Source organism: Bradyrhizobium genomosp. III (assembly GCF_000261705.1).
Classification (GTDB): Bacteria; Pseudomonadota; Alphaproteobacteria; order Rhizobiales; family Xanthobacteraceae; genus Bradyrhizobium; species Bradyrhizobium ottawaense.
This window is the reverse complement of sequence record NZ_AJQF01000449.1, coordinates 16,821-35,360: the sequence shown is the minus strand read 5'-3', so window position 1 is coordinate 35,360 and position 18,540 is coordinate 16,821. Positions and strand designations below refer to the sequence as shown.

General features: G+C 58.9%; 15 protein-coding genes and 1 pseudogene. 1 reads left to right on the top strand and 15 read right to left on the bottom strand.

The features are described 5' to 3' along the window. The 7 genes and pseudogenes from IC66_RS0135835 to IC66_RS0135800 all read right to left on the bottom strand — a co-directional run. Nucleotides 1-412: ABC transporter permease subunit (locus IC66_RS0135835; RefSeq protein ID WP_038950852.1), on the bottom strand; the 412-nt coding region annotated here is incomplete at its 3' end. Between the two features lie 65 nt (nucleotides 413-477). Next, nucleotides 478-1,698: a substrate-binding protein gene (locus IC66_RS0135830; protein ID WP_028144088.1), complete on the bottom strand. Its 1,221-nt coding sequence runs from the start codon at nucleotides 1,696-1,698 to the stop codon at nucleotides 478-480. Beyond that, entirely contained in the window at nucleotides 1,695-2,558 is an 864-nt protein-coding gene (locus tag IC66_RS0135825; protein WP_028144087.1) for a branched-chain amino acid ABC transporter permease, read from the bottom strand. Before IC66_RS0135825 ends, IC66_RS0135830 begins: the two co-directional genes overlap by 4 nt. 845 nt (nucleotides 2,559-3,403) lie before the next feature. Further along, nucleotides 3,404-4,214, bottom strand: a pseudogene (locus IC66_RS49145) (pyruvate kinase); the annotation flags it as partial. A 145-nt stretch (nucleotides 4,215-4,359) separates the two neighbouring features. Continuing rightward, nucleotides 4,360-6,135, bottom strand: coding sequence for an FAD-dependent oxidoreductase (locus tag IC66_RS0135810; protein WP_049802025.1), 1,776 nt, complete (start codon nucleotides 6,133-6,135; stop codon nucleotides 4,360-4,362). Next, complete coding sequence (locus IC66_RS0135805) at nucleotides 6,132-6,992, bottom strand: phosphoenolpyruvate hydrolase family protein (RefSeq protein WP_035711502.1); 861 nt, start codon at nucleotides 6,990-6,992, stop codon at nucleotides 6,132-6,134. Before IC66_RS0135805 ends, IC66_RS0135810 begins: the two co-directional genes overlap by 4 nt. Next, complete coding sequence (locus IC66_RS0135800; protein WP_035711506.1) at nucleotides 6,985-8,154, bottom strand: Tm-1-like ATP-binding domain-containing protein; 1,170 nt, start codon at nucleotides 8,152-8,154, stop codon at nucleotides 6,985-6,987. Before IC66_RS0135800 ends, IC66_RS0135805 begins: the two co-directional genes overlap by 8 nt. Before the next feature lie 799 nt (nucleotides 8,155-8,953). Here IC66_RS0135800 and IC66_RS0135790 point away from each other — a divergent pair. Next, entirely contained in the window at nucleotides 8,954-9,460 is a 507-nt protein-coding gene (locus tag IC66_RS0135790) for a hypothetical protein (protein WP_018645264.1), read from the top strand. 4 nt (nucleotides 9,461-9,464) lie between these two features. On the opposite strand, the gene IC66_RS0135785 is transcribed toward IC66_RS0135790, so the two are convergent. From IC66_RS0135785 to IC66_RS0135750, 8 genes are all read right to left on the bottom strand, one after another. Next, nucleotides 9,465-11,324, bottom strand: a complete 1,860-nt coding sequence (locus tag IC66_RS0135785; protein WP_028144081.1) for a sigma-54-dependent Fis family transcriptional regulator — start codon at nucleotides 11,322-11,324, stop codon at nucleotides 9,465-9,467. Next, nucleotides 11,278-12,390 carry an ABC transporter ATP-binding protein gene (locus IC66_RS0135780; protein WP_011084700.1) on the bottom strand — a complete coding sequence of 371 codons (1,113 nt, stop codon included), beginning with the start codon at nucleotides 12,388-12,390 and terminating at the stop codon, nucleotides 11,278-11,280. Before IC66_RS0135780 ends, IC66_RS0135785 begins: the two co-directional genes overlap by 47 nt. After that, nucleotides 12,390-13,217, bottom strand: a complete 828-nt coding sequence (locus IC66_RS0135775; RefSeq protein ID WP_011084699.1) for an HAD-IIA family hydrolase — start codon at nucleotides 13,215-13,217, stop codon at nucleotides 12,390-12,392. The genes IC66_RS0135780 and IC66_RS0135775 overlap by 1 nt, the downstream gene beginning before the upstream one ends. Beyond that, nucleotides 13,210-13,980: an SDR family NAD(P)-dependent oxidoreductase gene (locus IC66_RS0135770; RefSeq protein WP_011084698.1), complete on the bottom strand. Its 771-nt coding sequence runs from the start codon at nucleotides 13,978-13,980 to the stop codon at nucleotides 13,210-13,212. Before IC66_RS0135770 ends, IC66_RS0135775 begins: the two co-directional genes overlap by 8 nt. Continuing rightward, nucleotides 13,977-14,918, bottom strand: coding sequence for a ribokinase (locus IC66_RS0135765; protein WP_018645268.1), 942 nt, complete (start codon nucleotides 14,916-14,918; stop codon nucleotides 13,977-13,979). Before IC66_RS0135765 ends, IC66_RS0135770 begins: the two co-directional genes overlap by 4 nt. Next, nucleotides 14,915-15,775 (bottom strand): carbohydrate ABC transporter permease, encoded by an 861-nt coding sequence (locus IC66_RS0135760; protein ID WP_011084696.1) that lies wholly within the window; start codon nucleotides 15,773-15,775, stop codon nucleotides 14,915-14,917. The genes IC66_RS0135765 and IC66_RS0135760 overlap by 4 nt, the downstream gene beginning before the upstream one ends. Nucleotides 15,776-15,787: 12 nt before the next feature. Beyond that, a complete protein-coding gene (locus tag IC66_RS0135755; RefSeq protein WP_011084695.1) occupies nucleotides 15,788-16,750 on the bottom strand; it encodes a carbohydrate ABC transporter permease in 963 nt (320 codons plus the stop codon). A 69-nt stretch (nucleotides 16,751-16,819) separates the two neighbouring features. Then, the gene (locus tag IC66_RS0135750; protein WP_011084694.1) at nucleotides 16,820-18,205 is read right to left on the bottom strand and encodes an ABC transporter substrate-binding protein; all 1,386 of its coding nucleotides are present in this window, start codon (nucleotides 18,203-18,205) and stop codon (nucleotides 16,820-16,822) included. Between the last annotated feature and the right edge of the window lie 335 nt (nucleotides 18,206-18,540).

Below are 18,540 nucleotides of genomic sequence, written 5' to 3'. Positions count from 1 at the left end.
GAGGGAGCCGATCGGCTGCATAAGCTCCGGTCATAGTACCAAGCGAAACGAAGACCACACTGGAGGGGTGACGGCCAAGCAGCAGGAAACCTGCCAGCAACAATGCCGCTACAAAACCGATCAAGGTTCCGGCCGGAAGAACGGCAAAAATCGATGCGACCCCGAAATCGCGTGAAAGCAGCGCCACACCGTAGCCGGCCGTGCCGAAGAACAACGACTGACCCAAGCTCAAGATCCCGGCATAGCCCCACACCAGGTCGAACGACAACGCGAAGAGGCACAGGATGAGCACTCGCGTTGCATAGACAGTGATGTAATCCCGCAGGACGAGCGGTGCGATCGAAGCGGCAATCAGCAATGCCAGTTCGAGAATTGGAAGCACCTTCGTTCGCCCTGCGATGGCAGATGCCATGACGGGCGAACGAGCAGCTTCAATCACGTGTGGCGGGGGCTGTGTGCCAGTGCCGGTCGATGACATCAGCACTCCTTCGGATCGACCAGGCCGGCGCTACGCGCGACAATCTCGTACTGGCTGCCCTTCGCCACTCCAATGTACATGTTCATCCTGCAGTGGCGCTTGCCGGGCGCCATTTCGGCAGGCCCGCCCGGCCCTTCCGCAATCTTCGCGTGGTCGAGGGCGGCGGCTACCGCGTCGCGGTCAATTGTGCCGGCCTCCTTCACTGCAGCCTCCCACAGCTTTAATCCTCGATAGGTGCCGGTCGCGGCGCTGCCTGCCGAGAACCGGAACTTGGCTGGAAATTGTTTGTCGTAGGCCGATTGAATCCTGGCGCTTACCGGATCCTCCGCCGCAAGCATCTTGTAGTAGTCGAGGCTGCTCGCGAGCCCTTCAATCTCTTGGGCCTGGTTCATTTCCAGGAAATTTTCGTCGTAATAGACGCACCCCAGCCGCCCGCCGTTTTTGGAGAAGCCGGCTTGATAGAGCTGTTTAAAGAACGGGCTGACGCCGGGCGGGACAATGGCGTTGAAAACCACGTCGACTTTGTTGGATATGATCCGGCTAACTGTGGAGGAAAAGTCAATCTGGTCGAGCGGGTAGTATTCTTCAAAGACGACTTCGCCACCGCTGCTCTCGATCACCTTGCGTGCATAGGCGTTGATTGTTTGCGGCCAAACATAATTGGAGCCAGGCAGGGCAAAACGCTTACCACCATTTTTGATCAACCAGGGAATGAACTGGTCACAATTCTGTGCCGGTACCGGTCCCGTGCAGAACAGATAGGGCGTGCACTCTTTACCTTCGTAACCTTCCGGATAGATATAGAGCGTCTTGCCGCGAGAGATAATGACGTCCTTGATCGCATTGCGCATCGAGCTCGAGATACCGCCAATCACCAAGTCGACCTTGTCTCGCTGGATCAGCTTTCGCACATTTCCCACGGCGACGGATTCGTCGGAGGCAGTATCCTCAATCAGGAGTTCGATCGGGCGTCCCAACAGGCCGCCGGAGTCGTTGATCTCCTTGACCAGCATGCGAGCGACATTGGCGTCAGTGTTGCCGGCAAAGCCAAGTGACCCGGTAAGATCGGTCGCAATGCCAAGCCTGATCGGGCCTTCCGCAGCATTTGCCCAATCCGGGCGAATTATCCAGCTGCCCGGACCCGCCGCGATGGCGGCGGAGGCGAAGGCGAAATTGCCGAGAAAGCGGCGGCGGCTCAGTTGACGGCTGGCGTTGATCATCGGTTGACCCCTCTTCCCGAAACAAGGCCTTGCGGCCGGAACTTGATGAAAATGATGGCAAGCACGAACACCAGAACGTCGGCGATAACCGGTGACATCAGCCAAGGCAGCCAGGCACTGAACGTGCCGATGACGCCGGCGCCAGCGACTGGGCCGGCGAAGGACCCGACCCCACCGACCATCACAGCAACGAAACCCTGGATAAGAAAGCGGATGCCGAGATCGGCGAACAATGAAAAGACCGGCACGATCAGCGCGCCGGCGAGACCCGCGAGTGCCGCACCAAATGCAAAGGTGACGCTGTAGATCATGCCCGTGGAGATGCCCGAGGCACGCGCCAGCTGTGGGTTCTCCAGCGAGGCGCGGACTCGCAGGCCGAACGAGGTGTAGGCGAGCAGAGCATGGCTCGCGGCCATGACCAGCAAAGTGATGATGACGATGACGCCGCGCCAGGCGGCGAAATGCAGACTGCCGATCGTGATAGAGCCACTGATTGGCTCCGGCACCGAGAGATACAGTCCCCCGGTCAGGCCGCGCACGGCTTCGCGAATGATCAGCCCCAGCGAATAGGTGCCAAGCATGGCGACGATTGGAGCGGCATAGAATCGGCGCACCACGAGTTTTTCCAGGACGAAACCAAGCGTGCCGACCGCGACGGGCGCGGCAAGCATGCCGAGCGGGACCGGCAAACCGACGCTGTGCATGAGATAAGTGACGTAAGCGCCGAGCAGGACGAACTCGCCTTGGGCGAAGTTGAAGATGCCCATCATGCTGGCAATGATCCCGAGACCGAGCACGACCAGCACAACAATGGCACCGAAGCTCAAAATCTCGAAGGTCGCGATAAGTAGCGTATCCATGCTGCTGCGTCACATTCCTTGGGCTTGCGAGCACAGCTTCTTCACGCCGACCGCGCGAAGGCGTGAGCTACTCGTTGGAATGCGAAGGGCTGCTGTCACAAGAGCGCTCCTGGAAGGTCATCCCGGCAATGGGAGTTGCAGGCGATGGTGGGCTTCTAGGGCGGCCCGCCTGTCGGCGCTTCATTCACGACATGCGGCTCGAGATTGCCTAGATCAACGTAGGGAGATTTGGGTAATGTTGGGTAATGTTGGCCAGGCGACCGACATTGCGGACACGTTAAAGAGGTCCTACGGCGGGTCGCCGGCCGTTCTCGCCAGCCCAATTTCGATGCAGCCAAAAGCGATAGAGAGCTATCCGCATGCCCTCACCGCAGGCTCCCGCAAACGCGCGCGTCGTTAGCGCCTACCGAACTATCGGAGGAAACCAGAAGAGCTGACGCACCATTTGCGATGGCCGCAGGCCGTGAGTTCAGCACCGAGAAGGCATCAAGTCATTGTGGCCGAGCACCTGGCTTGCCGACCAGCGGAAATGTGAATTCAATTCCCGCACCCGCAAACGTGGTCCACAGAGTCTGCAGCAGATCGTCGGATGCGGGAGGCGTGTCATTGTACTCTTCGAGCCGCCTGATGACGGCGCACGATAACCCGCTTCGCTCGGCCAACTGCTTCACCGACCAGTTCAGCATCCCCCATGCGGCTCGCAATTGCCTCCCCGTGAGCTTCGATGCGGCTCTCCGCTCCCTTGCGAGTATATCGTAATGCGCGTCGATCTACACGCCGAGCCACTCCCTTACACCGCCATAGCTGTTGCCGAGCGGTACAGCGTGCATCGATGGCAACGAGAAGGTCGCTGTCGGCGCAGTGATCATCGAGTCCGGCATCTGGGTTGCGACGATGACGGGCTTGGCAACAAGCCGGCAGGCCCTGACGAACTCCTTTTGCCGGCCCAGCACCTCCTCAGGGGGATTTCAACCCTGAGGTCGCCTCGCGCGACCATGATGGCGTCTGACAAGTGGATCATATCCCAATACGATCAAGCGCCATCGGGGTCTCGATCTTGGCAACGCCACCGGCGGCCTCACCGATCAAAGCTCGTGCCTCGACCAGGTCAGATGGTTTCTGAACAAAGGACAGCAACCCAGTCGACGCCAAGCTCGAGGCCGAACGCAAGATCGGCTCGATCCTTCTTGGTTAGAGGCGAGATCTTGAGCAGCGCGCCTGGCAGGCTGGCGCCCTTGTGATCACGGATGACGCCGCCGATCACAACGCACGCCATTCTCCGTTCAGAACCGAGCTTTTCGACGAAAGCGGCTGCGAATATTTCTGGATGAGGCCGCGGGATTGACTGCTTCCCGCCTGTCTCTTAGCGCGAAGCAGACCGTCTCCCCGGCATCCAGCGCGAGCTTGCCTTCATCGAGCCGGCCAATGCGGATCTTCGGGCCTTGCGGATCCTGCAGCACGCCGATCGGCCGATTGAATTCCAGCTCCAGCGCACGGATCGAGACGAGCACACGGGCGTGATCGTCATGGGTCCCCGCGGCTGAAGTTCAGCGTGAAAGTATCAGCCCCCGAAAGATAGAGCGCACAAAGCTTTTCAGGTGATGCGGTTGCCGACCCAACGGTTGCGACAATCTTGGCATGGCGTGAGCGGCGCATCGTGCCCCTCTAGTTCAGAAGATAAGTTCAGCATCAAACGAGATAGGGCCGCTCACAAGGTATTCAAAGCGAGCTGGCCGACGTTGCGCACTTTCGCTCTCTCCACCGTCCGTCGTTGCTGGACCAAGAGGTGAAAACACTGCACTTATGCACCGGATGCCGCCGCCGTCTGTCCCTGATGGGTGGATTGTACGATGCTGTTCACCGCGCGGTAGGCGAACACGATGGCTGGTCCGATCGTAATGCCGGCCCCAGGGTAGATCCCACGCATCGGTGAAGTCATGTCGTTGCCGCAGGCATAAAGACCTGCGATCGGCACGCCGTTTCCATTTAGGACCCTTCCGCCAGGATCCGTTGACAGGCCGGTCGCAGTTCCAAGGGTCGCCGGGACAATCGGGAGCGCAATGAATGGCCCGTTCTTGATAGCTCCAAGGTTCGGGTTTTTCTTTCCAACCGCGGGATCTCCCAGGGTTCGGTTGAAAGCCGATTCACCGCGTTTGAAAAGCGGATCGCGCCCTTCAGCTGCGTGGGCATTATGTTCTTCAACGGTCTTTTGGAGCTCTTGCGGGTCGAGGCCCAATTCCGCCGCAAGCTCCGCAATCGTCCGGCCAATCTCGATGTAACCCAAGCGGGCATACTTCTTGATACTCAAAGTCCAGGGCCAGGGGAGCAGGTGTCCCATGCCTCTGAGGCGGACGAATTCCTTGTCGCAGATGAAATAGAACCGCTTGTCCGCCGGATAGCCGCTATTGAACATGGCAAGACAGATGTCATGGTACGAATTGGATTCATTGACGAAGCGCTTAGCATTTGGCCCCACCGCGATGACACCTGGACGGCCACGATCGAGCCAGCCGTACGGGACCACTTGCGAGGAGCGGCCGTTCCTGAGGATCGACACGGGCGTCCAGAATCCACTCGATGCAACGTCATTATCGATCGCAGCTCCGAGCCTGCCTGCGAGCGCAATGCCGTCTCCTGTGACATCGCTGTGGGCCAGCGTATCATTGTGCTGGTGGGCTCGGCTGAGCTGGGCTCGCAATTTACCGTTCCGCGCAAAGCCACCGGTTGCCAGGATTACTCCGTGCGAGGCTCGGACGCGGAGATCCGTGCGATCCCGCTTGAGGAGTGCGCCAGTAACTCTCCCTCCCTCCCTCATCAGATCAACCGCTGGGCAGCTTGGCCAGATTTCAGTGTCGTATCTGCGAAGGCTTGCCAATAACCGCGCGATCAGAGCATTGCCGCCACTGAGTTCAGTGCCCCTCCTGTAGCGCAGCCGGTCGCCTGCGTAGCGGCTGACCCGGCGAAGGACGTGCTTGAGCGAGGCAGCCGACTGGAAGGGATTGAGAAAGCTTCTGACCTCGCCGGACGAAATCATCATGCCGCCGAGCACGACGCGAATCGGATCACTTATCAGGTCGAAATCCTTGCCGAGAAGCCGTCCGTCGTAAGCTGCGGGGCTCAGCGCCCGGCCCATGTCGATCCCGCCGATCTGGCTCGAATGATAATCCGGAGCGGAGGCCAGTGTGAACTTGACTTCACTCCCATTCTCCAAGCTGGCGAGCGCCGTTGGGCCGTCTTCAAGATAGGCATCCACGAAGTCGGGGCGATAGTAATCGCCAAGTTCGTGTTGCAGATAGATCTTCGCATTCGCAATCGAATCATCGATTTTCGCCGCTCGAGCCTGCATTGAGCATGGAACCCAGATCATGCCGTTCGAGAGGGCGGTCGTGCCACCGAGCCGGCCAGACTTCTCGCATACCGTCACGCGAAGTCCGGCTTTTGCCGCATAGAGCGCCGCGGACAGCCCGGCAGCGCCGCTGCCGATCACGAGCACGTCCGTCTCCCAATCGTGCGTCGGCTTGTTCGCTTTGGAGGAGGAAGCGGTACTAGGTTTCAATTTGGTGATCGGGTTGTTCATTCCTGCCTCGGTGCAGATTTCTGCATTGATTGCTGACGCTTTCGCGGGAGCGGAACGGCTTTGAATTCTTCGGCTGCAGCTTTCACCGCCCGCTCGATCGGAATCCGTTCGATGGAGGAGGCGCCAACGAAACCGACACATCCGGTAGACCGGTAGACTTCCGAGGTATCCTGGGGCTCGGCGATTGCCCCGCCATGGCAGAGAAGGATGACTTCCGGCCGAACGGCTTGAGCGGCAGCATTGATCTCGTTGATGCGCCTGATGGCCTCTTCGATCGACTGTCCCGCCTCATGACCCACAAGCCCGCCGCGCGTTGCGCCGACATGTGGGACAATGCAGTCGGCTCCCGCGGCTGCCATCGCCTTGGCATCGTGCGGGCTTGCGACATAGGCGAGGGAGAAGATGTTCTTCTTGCGGGCCGCCGCGATCAGCTCGACCTCACGCTCGAAGCCGAGCCCGACGCGGCCACGACGCTCGCGCCATTTCTCACCCATCGTTGAAATGGTCGGGTAATTGATCACGCCGGAGAATCCGGCAGCCCAGAACTTGTCCAAGAGATCATCGAGCTCGAGCCGGAGGGGATCCCAGGCCTCGACACCGCCTATAACAGGAACCGAGGAGACGACGTTGCGGATCTCCGCCGCGAGCTCGAGCGTGCGCGCATTGGAATCGCCGATCCGGCTCGTCGGCAGCCCCATCAACCGCGACAGCCCGGTGCTGTAGACCACGAGCATGTCGGCGCCGCCGAGAGCTGCGCATTTTGCGACGAGGCCGCAACTGCTCGCCGCGGCAAGCACTGCCTTTCCAGCCTCAACTTGAGCTGTGATCTTTGCGAGTATTTCGGCCCGATCAAACATCCGCAACTGATGAATCTCCTGGTGTCAATTGTTCGACGATCCACGATGCGGCCGCCTCCGCAAATTCCGGATCATTGATGTGACAATCCAGCTCGCGGGCGATGATCGATCGCGGCAGATGTCGCCTGACCGCGTCGAACCAGGCCCTATCGGCTTCAGGGTTTCGAAAGATGCCGCCGTCCCGGTCATAGTCAGAGACCCCCTTGACCGGCCACAGAACGAGGGCGGGCGCCTTTGCTTGCGAAAGGCGCTCGGCTGTGAGCCTGCCTATGCGCTCATTCTCCGAGACGGTCGTACGCATGAGCGTCGTGAAGGGGGTATGCGAATAGAATTGGCGCTCCTTGAACTCGGCAGGCACGCTCGAGGGAGGGCCAAAATTTACCATATCGACGGCCCCCGGGGCGATGAGCTGCGGAATCATGCGGCGAGATGCTGCTTTGAGCCGACCCGGACCCGCACTAGCGGTGCCGCCGACAAGCTCGTCAGCGAGCTCGGTTGTGGTCAGATCGAGCACCGCATCGAACTCGCCGGCGGACACGAGCTGCTCCATCTTGCGGCCCCCGGCGCCATTGGCCGGAAAGACAATCGCGTCGATGCCTGCCTCTGCCAGCCGCGCGACACAGCGATTTGCCGCCGGCGTCGTGACCCCAAAGGCCGTGATCGCAACCGTCTTCTTCTTCCGCCGATCCTGAGCGGGCACATAGCGCATCGCCGCAATGGCCCGCCCCGCATTGTCCAGAACGCGTTCGGTGAACGCGTTGATCCCGAAAAGATCGACCAGGGTCGGATAGAGGATGATGTCGTTGTGGAGGGCCAATTCGGCCAGGAGGGCTGGCCTCGCGCTGCTCACCAGTAGCTTCGGGAATCCATACGGCAAATCCGATACAACTTCACCGAAGACCGCGCTGCCTTTGCCGCCCGCCACGCCGACGATGGCGTCGATCGCACCTGATCGGAGGAGCTCCTTGACCTCTTCACGCGCGCTTGCAGCTATTTCCCGCAAGACCTCGGCGGGTGAAACCACGCGTGCATCGCTGCTGTTCCTCCGGTTTGATGTGCCTACATCAATCGTAAGAGTCTTGCGGCCCCACTGTTCGATGACGCGCGCGAGATAAGCGGTTTCGCGGCCCTTTGTGTCCAGGGTTGCGACGATCGCGGCCATGCCCGCAGGATCGCACCGCTGACCATCCCGGATCGACCTTTCGTCGTCCGCGTAATGGTGAGACACGATCTTCCTCCTGGACGTTTCTGGACACCTGGAGGTCTAGATCGGAGTGAAATGGCCCATAAGCCCGGATACGAGCGCGATTGGGTAAAGTTGGGTAGCTCCAAGCGGCCATAGCAGCAGCCGCTTCATCCTGAGCGCCACCGTAACGAGGGAAGCCGCCTCTCCCCTTTGCAAGGAGGCGAGCGTCAGCTGGCGGAGCTTTGTGGTTTGGGCCGCCCGCATCGTCGGCGCGCTCCGAGACAAAAAGATGCCGCTGCCGGAATCTTCCAGCAGCGGCGCGAGTCAGGGAGGAAGCAGACGAGCCGGTCTGCTAGCGGATCCGTAGGACGCAGCGATAGCTCGCCCGGAATTTTCTACCCGAGACGCTTCACGGGCCCTTTTTCAGAACGAGCCGAACTCGGGCAGCATCGGCAAATCGTATCCGGCTCACAGCAAGGCGCGGAGAGGCTACTCAAGCAAGAACGGCTATGACGGCGTTAGCGTTCATCGCATCCAGCCGAGCCCGGCTCCCCCGCCGAAGAAAGACATGACATTGCTCCCCCAAAGATCGACGAGTGGTGGTCTAGACCTCGATGGAATGGCGTGTAAGATCGGCGAAAGGTTCAAATGGGTAGGATTGGGTAGAACCGTGAGAGCCAATGTCTTTGGTCGCCTTGCCGCAAGTCTCCCCTCGCCTCGCGGTGATCAGATAACGATCTATGCGCCGTCACTGCGGACTCTTCCGCAGAATGCCATGCTCGTCATGGCTACACTTCCTGTCATCGACTGGAACGACTGCCTCGTGCGGGACTTGCACGCGAGCCCCAAGGCGCCCCCTTGCTGCTATGCGGCCGTCGTCATGATCGATCCCTTTGCCTGCTGGGAAGATCTCGGAGATCTGTTACAGGATGCAAAGATGACCGGAGTGACGAATTTTCCGCCAGCCTGCATGATTGAACGGACATCGGCAGGAGTGCCGCTCGATCGCGGTCAGGAGCTCGAGCTTCGCCGTATGGAGTGGTTTGCAAGGCGCGGGTTCAAAGTCCTGTTTATCGCGGCGGACGAGGCAAAGATGACAGCAGCGGAGCAACGGCTTGGTTCGCAGCTGGATGGGGCCGTCTATCTGCGACCCGAGGCGCTTGCGCTGCCGATTGGATCGGATATCGGGCTCGTAAGCCTTGGCTCTCATGGATCGTCGTCGGTACCGAGGTTCTCCCTGGAGCAGGCCGCCACGGCCAAGCAGCCGCTACGACGGGCATGAGGCCTTATTCGAGGATCCGCAGTTTCTTGATTTTATTGTAGAGGGTTTTGCGCGAAAGCCCGAGAGAGCGAGCAGTCTTGCCGCGGTGAAGCCGGTTTCTCTTCAAGCCCTCGATGATCCAGTCTCGCTCGGACAGCGAGGCCGCGGGCCGTGCGCCAAAAGGTGGCTCCAACAACGGCTTTAGCACCTCACCGGTGATGTGACTTGATGGCAAGGTCACGAGCTGGTTCACGACCTGCCGCAACTCGCGCAAATTGCCTGGCCAATCGTGCCCCGCGAGCGCAAGGAATGCAGAGTTTTCTATCGTGAGCGTCTGGGCGCTGGAATCTCCTTTGGCTTCGACGGTGAAGTGTTGAACGAGTTGCGGCAGATCTTCAAGCCTGTCGGGTAGCGAAGGCAATTGGACATCCAGCCCGGTAAAAAGGTCGAGAAGCCGCGCGCACAGAACCGTTTCAAGACCAGCGCCTCGGGCCACGGTCGCGGTGGCAATGATCCGGGCGTTGGAACGCATGACAGTTACCCCGTTCAGAGGGGTAAATCCGCCTGTCTCGAGGTAATCGGCAAGGCGCTCCTGTCCATCGCGCGAAAGTTGGTCGACATGCAATAGCACGACGGCACCGTCACTCGACGCCTCCAGGAGTGACAATTGGCGTCTGCCGCTCTCAAGACGCTCGGCGCCGAACAACGGGCCAAGTATATCCATCGCCGGACCGGGGCGGCAATGAAACAACGCCGTTTTGGCGTGCCTGCGGTCGCTAAACGCGTGAACCAGGGTTGCTATTCTACGCTTGCCAGAGCCGGCCTCCCCCCAGATGAGGACCGGGCGGGGGGTCGCCGCAACGCGTCTGGTGATCTCAAGGATGCGCTTCATTGCCGAGGACTGTGCGATCACGCCGTGCCTGAAACCACTCAACTGCAGCTGCCGTTCGAGCAGATCCACCTTCTCGCGCAACAGGTGGATGGTCTTGAAGCCCGACGTCACCTCGAGGACCGACATCTCCAGAGGCACGCGGTCCAGCGAAGAGCCTCCGATGAAACCTTGGATTCCGGTCTCGCGGCAGATGTCGAGGAGTTCGTCCGGCTTCGTAATGGGGCCGCCCCCAAGCAGGCAGATGGTGCTCTTGTTGACGGATTGAGCAACGCGCGCAACGGCGCTCGTACGCGCTGCAAGTTCAGACAGGCTGACCGACGGATCGGCTCCGCTTTCAACCGCGCGGTTTAGATTGAAGTTGATGCAAATGGCCTCGGCGCCCGCTTCGACCATTCGACGCGCCTCGGATTGACTGCGCGTATAGGCAATTGTCATCAGGCCGCGTTTTGCAGCTTTCACGAGGAGCTCGATTTCCCGGGAGTAACCAAGACCACACTTCTCGAGCAATGACCTGCGCTCATCGTCGATGTGTATGACCGATGGGAAGTTGGTCACGCCGCCAAATCCCCATTTGATGATCCGATCGAGCCAACGATCAACATCGAGCTCGGGGTCGAATGTACAGGTGCCGAAGAAGACCGGCAGTTTCGTGCTGGGCAGAATTTCGGTCCGTCCGAAGCTTGCCACGAATTCGTTACTATTGCGGATTGGGAGGATCGAGGCAGGCGAGGCCCCACCCATGGCACGAAAACGGCCCGCATTGAGCGCGAGCACGAAATCGGCCCCCGCCCGCTCGGCGGCTCTGGCGGTCATGCCCGACCCGATCCCCGCACCAAGGACAAACGAACGGGAATTGCGGAAGAACTGCCTGATACCGGCTCCCTTCACCTCAGCCGTCCGCCTGTCGATCCTGAGCCGCGCATCATCGCACGGCTCTACGTGAAGACTAGCTCCAACTCGCAGGTGCGTGCAACCGCCATACCGCCTTTCCATTGCCCATGAACAAGTGGCAATCGGCTGGAGCGGCGGTGAGGGTGAACTTGGAGGCGCCTTTGGGCCAACCGGATTGTGGCGCCCTGGCGACGAGAGCTTCGTTTCCGGCATTACCGTAGATGTACGTGACGCTGCCGAGATGCTCGACGAAATCGACCCCAAGTTCAATCGAGATCTCCTGCTGCCCGGGCATTGACGAGGAGAAGTCGTCCGGGCGAATTCCAACAGTGACCGGCTTGCCAACCAGCATCTGGTCCGGCTGGACCGGAACGGAGATCGTGGGCCCGGCGTCCAACCGGACATCCATGCCATGTTCATGAGCTGCTTCGACCTTGCCGCCCAGGAAGTTCATCTTGGGCGAGCCGATGAATCCTGCAACAAAGCGCGAAGCGGGATTGTGATACAGATCGTGCGGGCTGCCGACCTGTTCGATGTTGCCGTCCTTGAGCACCACGATCTTGTCAGCCAAGGTCATCGCCTCCACCTGGTCATGCGTCACGTAGATCATGGTATTTCCGAGCTGCTTGTGGAGCTTGGCGATCTGAACCCGCATCTGCACGCGCAAATCGGTGTCCAGGTTGGAGAGCGGCTCATCGAACAGGAAAACTTTTGGTTCTCGCATGATGGCGCGCCCGATTGCGACGCGCTGGCGTTGCCCTCCTGAAAGTTGTCGAGGCTTGCGCTCCAATAGATGGTCGATCTGCAATAGCGATGCTGTTTTGGCTATCTTGGCGGCGATCGCGGCTTTCCCGGCTTTGGCCATGCGCAGGGGAAAGGCCAGGTTCTCTTTCACCGTCATATGCGGATAGAGAGCGTAGCTTTGAAAGACCATGCCGAGGTTGCGATCGGCCGCATCGATGTCGTTGACGAGCTCATTGTCGATGAGGAGCCGCCCACCGCTGATGGGCTCGAGCCCGCCAATCATGCGCAGAAGCGTGGATTTGCCCGACCCGGACGGACCAACAAAGATGACAAATTCGCCGTGATCGATAGTCAGGTCGATATTACTCAGGATCTCGATTGTCCCAAAAGTCTTCTTGAGGCCCTCCAGGCGAACGTCGGCCATTATGCCCTCCTCTGTCGCGGTTGAGCCGCGCGAGCAGCACTTACCTCAATCTCGCGCAAGCTCGATACGATGAAGTCGGGAGCCATCAAGGACGGATCCTGACGCGTTGGCACGCCGGTTGTAACAAGCACCGTGGCAAGACCCGCCCTCTTTCCGGCTTGAATATCCGTAGGAACTTGATCTCCGATCATGATGGTCGACCCGCGCTTCGTACCGAGGCGTGAGAGCGCTGTCTCGATCATCGGCACTTGCGGCTTTCCAACGATCGAAGGCCGCACTTGCGTAGCAGCGGCCACAGCTGCAATGGTCGCACCAGCGCCAGGTTCGAACCCGCTGGCCGTCGGCAGCAGAAGATCGGGATTGGTTCCTATGAACACAGCTCCATTGAGGATCGACTCAACCGCAATTCGCAGCTTCTCATGCGTGATGTCCCGGTCAAGCCCCATCACGACAGCTTCGGGCGCTCGGTCCGTGACCTCCAGCCCAACATCTCGCATGGCCGTCACAAGCGAGGAAGCTCCGATGACATAGATTCGCGTTAGGTGCGGATAATTGGTTCGAACGAGTTCTGCGGCGGTGATAGCGCTTGTAACGACCTGAGACGGTGCGATCGAAAGACCAGATCCTCTCAGCCTGCCGACGACGTCCTCCGGGGTATGCGTTGAATTGTTCGTCGCAAAGCAGAATGGCACGCCTGCTTTCTGCCATCTCGTAAACGCCTCTATGGCATCCGCTATTGCGGTGCCGCCACGATAAACGACGCCATCCAGATCGGAGATAATCCCTTCTATCGGCGGCCAGTTGATCTTAGAGCTGAGGCTAACCATTCATCAGCATCCCACCATTCACATGGACAATCTGCCCGGTCATGTAGGAAGCTGCGGGGCTGGCCAGGAACACCGCAAGCCCTGCGATATCTTCCGGCAGTCCGACCCGGCCCAGCGGAATTCGGCCACTATGGCGCGCTTCGGTTTCCTCCCGCGGACGCCCGTGCAAGGGTGTATCGATAATCCCGGGAGCAATCGCGTTGACGTTGATCTTGAACGGAGCACATTCATAAGCGAGCAGCTTTGTCACATCGTGCACGATGGCTTTTGACAAGCAATAGTCGGCGCCGCCAGCCTGGTAGTTGAAAACAGCACCTTGAGATGACAACGAGGACCCGACATTGACGATGCGGCCGCCTTTGCTCTTCATGAAGCGCTCGATCGCCAGCTTCGCGCAACGAAGCACTGCGACGGAATTGATCTGGATGGTTTTTTCGATTCGATCGGCATTTCCGGTCAGAAGCGCCTGAGCCGATTTTATTCCGGCGTTGTTGATCAGGACATCGAGCCTGCCGAAGCGCTTGGCGATCTCATCAAGCACCCTGCCGACATCATCTTCTCGTGACACATCCATGCTCATCGGCAGGATGCCATTGCCGTGCGGCAAACGAGTCAGAATGACTCGCAGGTTTTCCAAATTCGCGTCGGTTGCCAGGACGTTCGCACCGCCTTGACGGAAAGCATTAGCTATGGCTGAGCCAATGCCTCCACCTGCACCGGTCACAAGCACGGTCCTGTCTGCAACTGAGAACTGTTCGGTCATTCCAACTCCAAGATCGATTGAGAATTCAGAAATTCGTCGACGGCCCAACTGCTAGGCATCGATCTTTGGGCGCCGCGTCGCGTCACACATAAGGCGGCAACCGCGAGCGCCTTTTTGATCGCTTCTCGTATCGGCAACCGATGAGCAAGAGAGGCTGCGAAAGCTCCATTAAAGGCATCCCCCGCCGCGGTCGTATCAACGACCTTCACAGGAAATGCGCGGAGCGCGAAAGTCGCGCTGGCATCGGCGTAGTAGGCTCCCTGCGCACCTAGCGTGATCAGCGCTGCCTTCGGCCCGAGATCGAGAAGCTTTCCAGCCGCATGAGCGGCGCCGTCGAAGTCATGCACCTCGACACCGGTGAGCTCGAAAGCTTCCGTCTGGTTTGGTGTGACGAAATCGACACTCCTCCACGCCGCGGGCGACAGGCCCGCCCTCACGGGGGCCGGATTGAAAATAAGATCGAATTCCTTGACGCTCTTCAATGCAAAAAGGTGATTGAGCGCGGGGACCGGCATGCCCATTTCGGCAACGACGATTGCGTCCCGCTCAATGAATTCGGCCGCCTTCTCGACCATGCTCGGAGTGACATTTGCATTGGCTCCCGGGTCTATGACAATCATGTTGGAGCCGTCGTCGCCGACGAGGACAAGAGCAGAACCGGATATCTCCCCCGGGCATACCTCAATGGCATCAAGGCGGACACCTGCCTCACGCAGCGCTTGCAGCAACGATCGGCCAGCGTCATCATCGCCAAGCCGGGTGTAGAAGCTCGGCCGAAGCCCCAATCGAGCGGCGGCGACCGCCTGATTTGCGCCCTTGCCTCCCGCATTCTGCTTTAAGCTTCCCATCAGGCTTTCACCCGGCGTTGGAAGCCGCTCGACGTTGAAGCAGAGGTCAAGATTGGTCGTTCCGAAGAACATCAATGGTCTGGGGCTCATTTCACGGCCCCGAAGGTAAGGCCACGTTCGAGATGACGCTGGCCAAGGATAATCAGGACGATCGGCACAATCATGGTCACCACCAAACCCGCAGCCATGACCGGATAGAACTGAACGCCTGGATTAAGCAGCTTGAGCAGGGCCACGGTGACCGGTGCTTTCGTCGAACTGAGGATCAGGCCGAGAGCGAAATTGTGCCAGGCAAGCAAGAAAATGAGCAATGAAGCGCCGATTAGGCCGGGCTTTAGAAGCGGAAGAACGATGTGCCAGACTACACGGAACGGCTTTGCACCATCCATGGCCGCCGCCTCCTCAATGTCCTTTGGGATGTCCTCGATATATGATCGGCTTAGCCAGATGATCATTGGCAGCGTGACGACCTGATAAACCCAGATCATGCCGAGATAAGTGTCATAAAGGCCAACTGTTTGGAACACGCTGAACAGCGGTATAACGACAAGGAGTGCCGGCGCGAAGCGGAAGCCCAGAATGAAGAACGCGATGTCCTCCTTCCTAGGGATATCACGTCTTGCCAAGACGTAACCTGCGGGTACGCCGGCGATCAGCGATACGAGCACCGCGCCAAGCGATATCACGACGCTATTGGCGACCGGCGTCAGGAAATCAACCTTGATGGTGCCGTAGCTTGTCGCCCCGGCCTGGGCGGCATCGAACAAAACGCGGAAGTTTTCAAATGTTGGAGTGAAGACAAAGCGCGGCGGCAAGGTCATGACCTCGGCCTGCTGCTTCAGCGACATCATCACGATCCAGACCAGGGGAAATGTCAGGATGAGCGTACAGACAACAACCAGTCCATTAAGGAACAAGCTTGCGGGCGTTAAGCGTTTGAAGCGCATTGCCAGCCTCCTCTAGCTTACGCGCTGCCGAACCAACCGCCACAATTTTACCATGGCCAAGGTCCCGAGAAGCACGATCAACCAGTTGACAACCATGAGCGCGGCACCACGCCCGAAGGCGAGGTTTTGAAAGGCTGTGATGTAGGCGCGAACCGAGAGCACGGAGGTACTGTCACCTGGACCGCCCTGGGTTGTTCCGAAGATGATATCGAACTGATTGAGCGACTCGATCAGCCGAAAGACTGCGGCGATCAGGATATACGGTGCAATGAGTGGAAGCTCAATATGGAGGAACGTCGCCCAACCCTTAGCGCCATTGATCCGCGCGGCTTCTCTGATCTCCTCGTTAATGCCCTGCAAACCGGCGAAGATGATGAGCGCAAAAAATGGTGTGTAAGTCCATATGTCGATGAGAACTAGCGAGAACATCGCCGTACCGGCGTCCGAAATCCAGGCGAAGCGGCCGATCCCGACGAGCGAAAGCAAATAGTTCAGAATCCCGTTTTGTGGATCCATCATTGTGGTCCACATCAGGGCGACGCTCATGGGCGGCAATACCAACGGAAGGAGAATGACAGGCCGCATCAATTGTGCAAGAAACACGCGGCTTGCGAACAATTTGGCGAGCGCAAGCCCAGAGAACGCTTCCGCGAGGACCGCGGAGCAGGCATACACCGTGGTCGCCCGCATGCTGTTCCAGAAATCTTGAGTCTTGATTGCCACTTCATAGTTGGTGACCCCAATGAAACGAACCAGGGGACGGCCAAACTTGAGATCGGTCAGCGATTGGAAGACGCCATAGAAAAACAGAAAAAGAAATCCGAGCAGTATGATGATCGCGGGAGCAATCGCAGCAAGGCTCCACCAGTCAAGAGCATGCTGCCCGGCGCTTTGCACCTGCTCTTTTTTGGGCGGTGCCAGTTGGCCTACCGATGATTGTAGCATCACGGTTGCGTCGATGCCTCGAAGGTTCATCGCTCACTTCTCGAAAGATACGCGGGGGTAGTGGAGGCGGCAATCCGGTGATGCCGCTCCCCGGTTGCCTTACATGGAGGAGCGAATCTCGGAGGCGAGGTCGGCCAATGTCGCCTTCACGTCCGCACCATTAACCATCTTCTGCATGGCAACTGCCCAGGCGTTCATGGCCTCGGCAAACCCTACGCGCGGCGTAAAGGCGAGCGCAGCCCGGTCCTGAACACTCTTGAAGGTATCCACGAAATTTGTGAATTCCGGTTTAGCCGCATAGTCGAGCCAAACCTTGTCGCTCCAGGTCGAAGCGCGCGGCGAGTTGACGAGCTTGCCGGCGATGGCACCGTTCAGCTCGACCTGCTTTGACGTCGCCCACTGAATGAAGAGCCAGGCCGCTCCCTTTTTCTGGGAAGCAGCATTCATGGCCAGGGACCAGATCCAGATGTTCGATTCGAAAGTCTTGCCGTTCGGAGCTCGCAGTGGCGGAGCGAAGGCAATCTTGCCCGAAGCGGGCTTGCCGGCAACATCGTTCCAGAACCCGAACATGTTAGAATCGATCGCCATCGCTGTCCGACCCGAATTGATGCCATCGACCACTTGGTACCAGTTGTCGTTGGCAAAGGATGGGGCAGCACACCTCTTGATCATCTCCACGTAGTCTTTGTGGAAGGCGATCGACTCGGGAGAATTGAGACCGGTTTCCAACTTGCCGTCCTTGACGACGAAGTCGTGTACACCATAGGACTTGGCGATTGAGATCGCGGCCGTGTGGATGCTGCTCCAAAAGCGCACTCCTCGCACACCCAGGGGCGTGATCGCGGGATCGGCAGATTTTAGCTTTTCGCATGCCGCCGACATTTCCGGCGGGGTTGTCGGAACCTTGATACCGTGTTTGTCAAGAATGTCCTTACGGTAGAACAATTGGATGTTTTCGAACCCGTGCGGGATGGCCCACACCTGACCCCGGCCCGGTTCGATCTGCCCGCCATTGACTTGCCAAGTCAGCGCGTCACGCAATGCGGGGAAGAAGTCCTTGTAGTCATAGCTTGCCGATGTGAGCTTAGGGTCGTTCAGATAGCGGTCGAGCGGCTCAAGCAGTTGACCGGGCGCAAGATCCCAAGCCGGTTGAATTCCTGTGCCGACGACATCCCACGAGGGCGATTTTGTGCTCAGCTGGATGGTCAGCTTATTCCAATAGGCATCGTCCGGATAAAGCTCGGGCGTCACCTTGATGCCCGTCAACTTCTCGAACTCAGGAAGCTGTGCTGCAACCGCGTCAGCATATGGATGGATGTCGTAAGCCCAAACGATCGAAGCGCCCTCGAACTGGCGCCAGTTGATATCCTCCGCTTTGGCCTGGCCGAAAGATGCGGCCGCACCGGACAAGAGAGTTGAGCAAATCAGAGCGGCTTTGACGAAATGGTAAGAATGGCCGCGCGGTGCGGCTAGCGTCCTTGGCATTGGTCCCTCCTCTGGGCTCTTCGGCCCTCAAGTTCACGTGCCTGTCGTCTTCCAGGGCCGCGAGTGTTGGTAACGCTAGCCGTGATTTTCCGCCCTTATGCACCCATTCAGATCGAAGTTGGGTATTTTTGGGTAAGTCAAGAAAACAGCGTTACAGCAGCCGTTGCAAAAGCCATGGGGAGATGATCAATGCAGGCCCATGTTCAGACCCCGCGCAGCCAGCCTACAAACGAGGGCCGAGCCGGGCCAACCGCCCGAGCTGATGCATAGTAGCTCGTTCGAATCCCTCTGTTAATCTCACCTTGCGGCACGGACGCCTCGATCTTGTTCTTGAT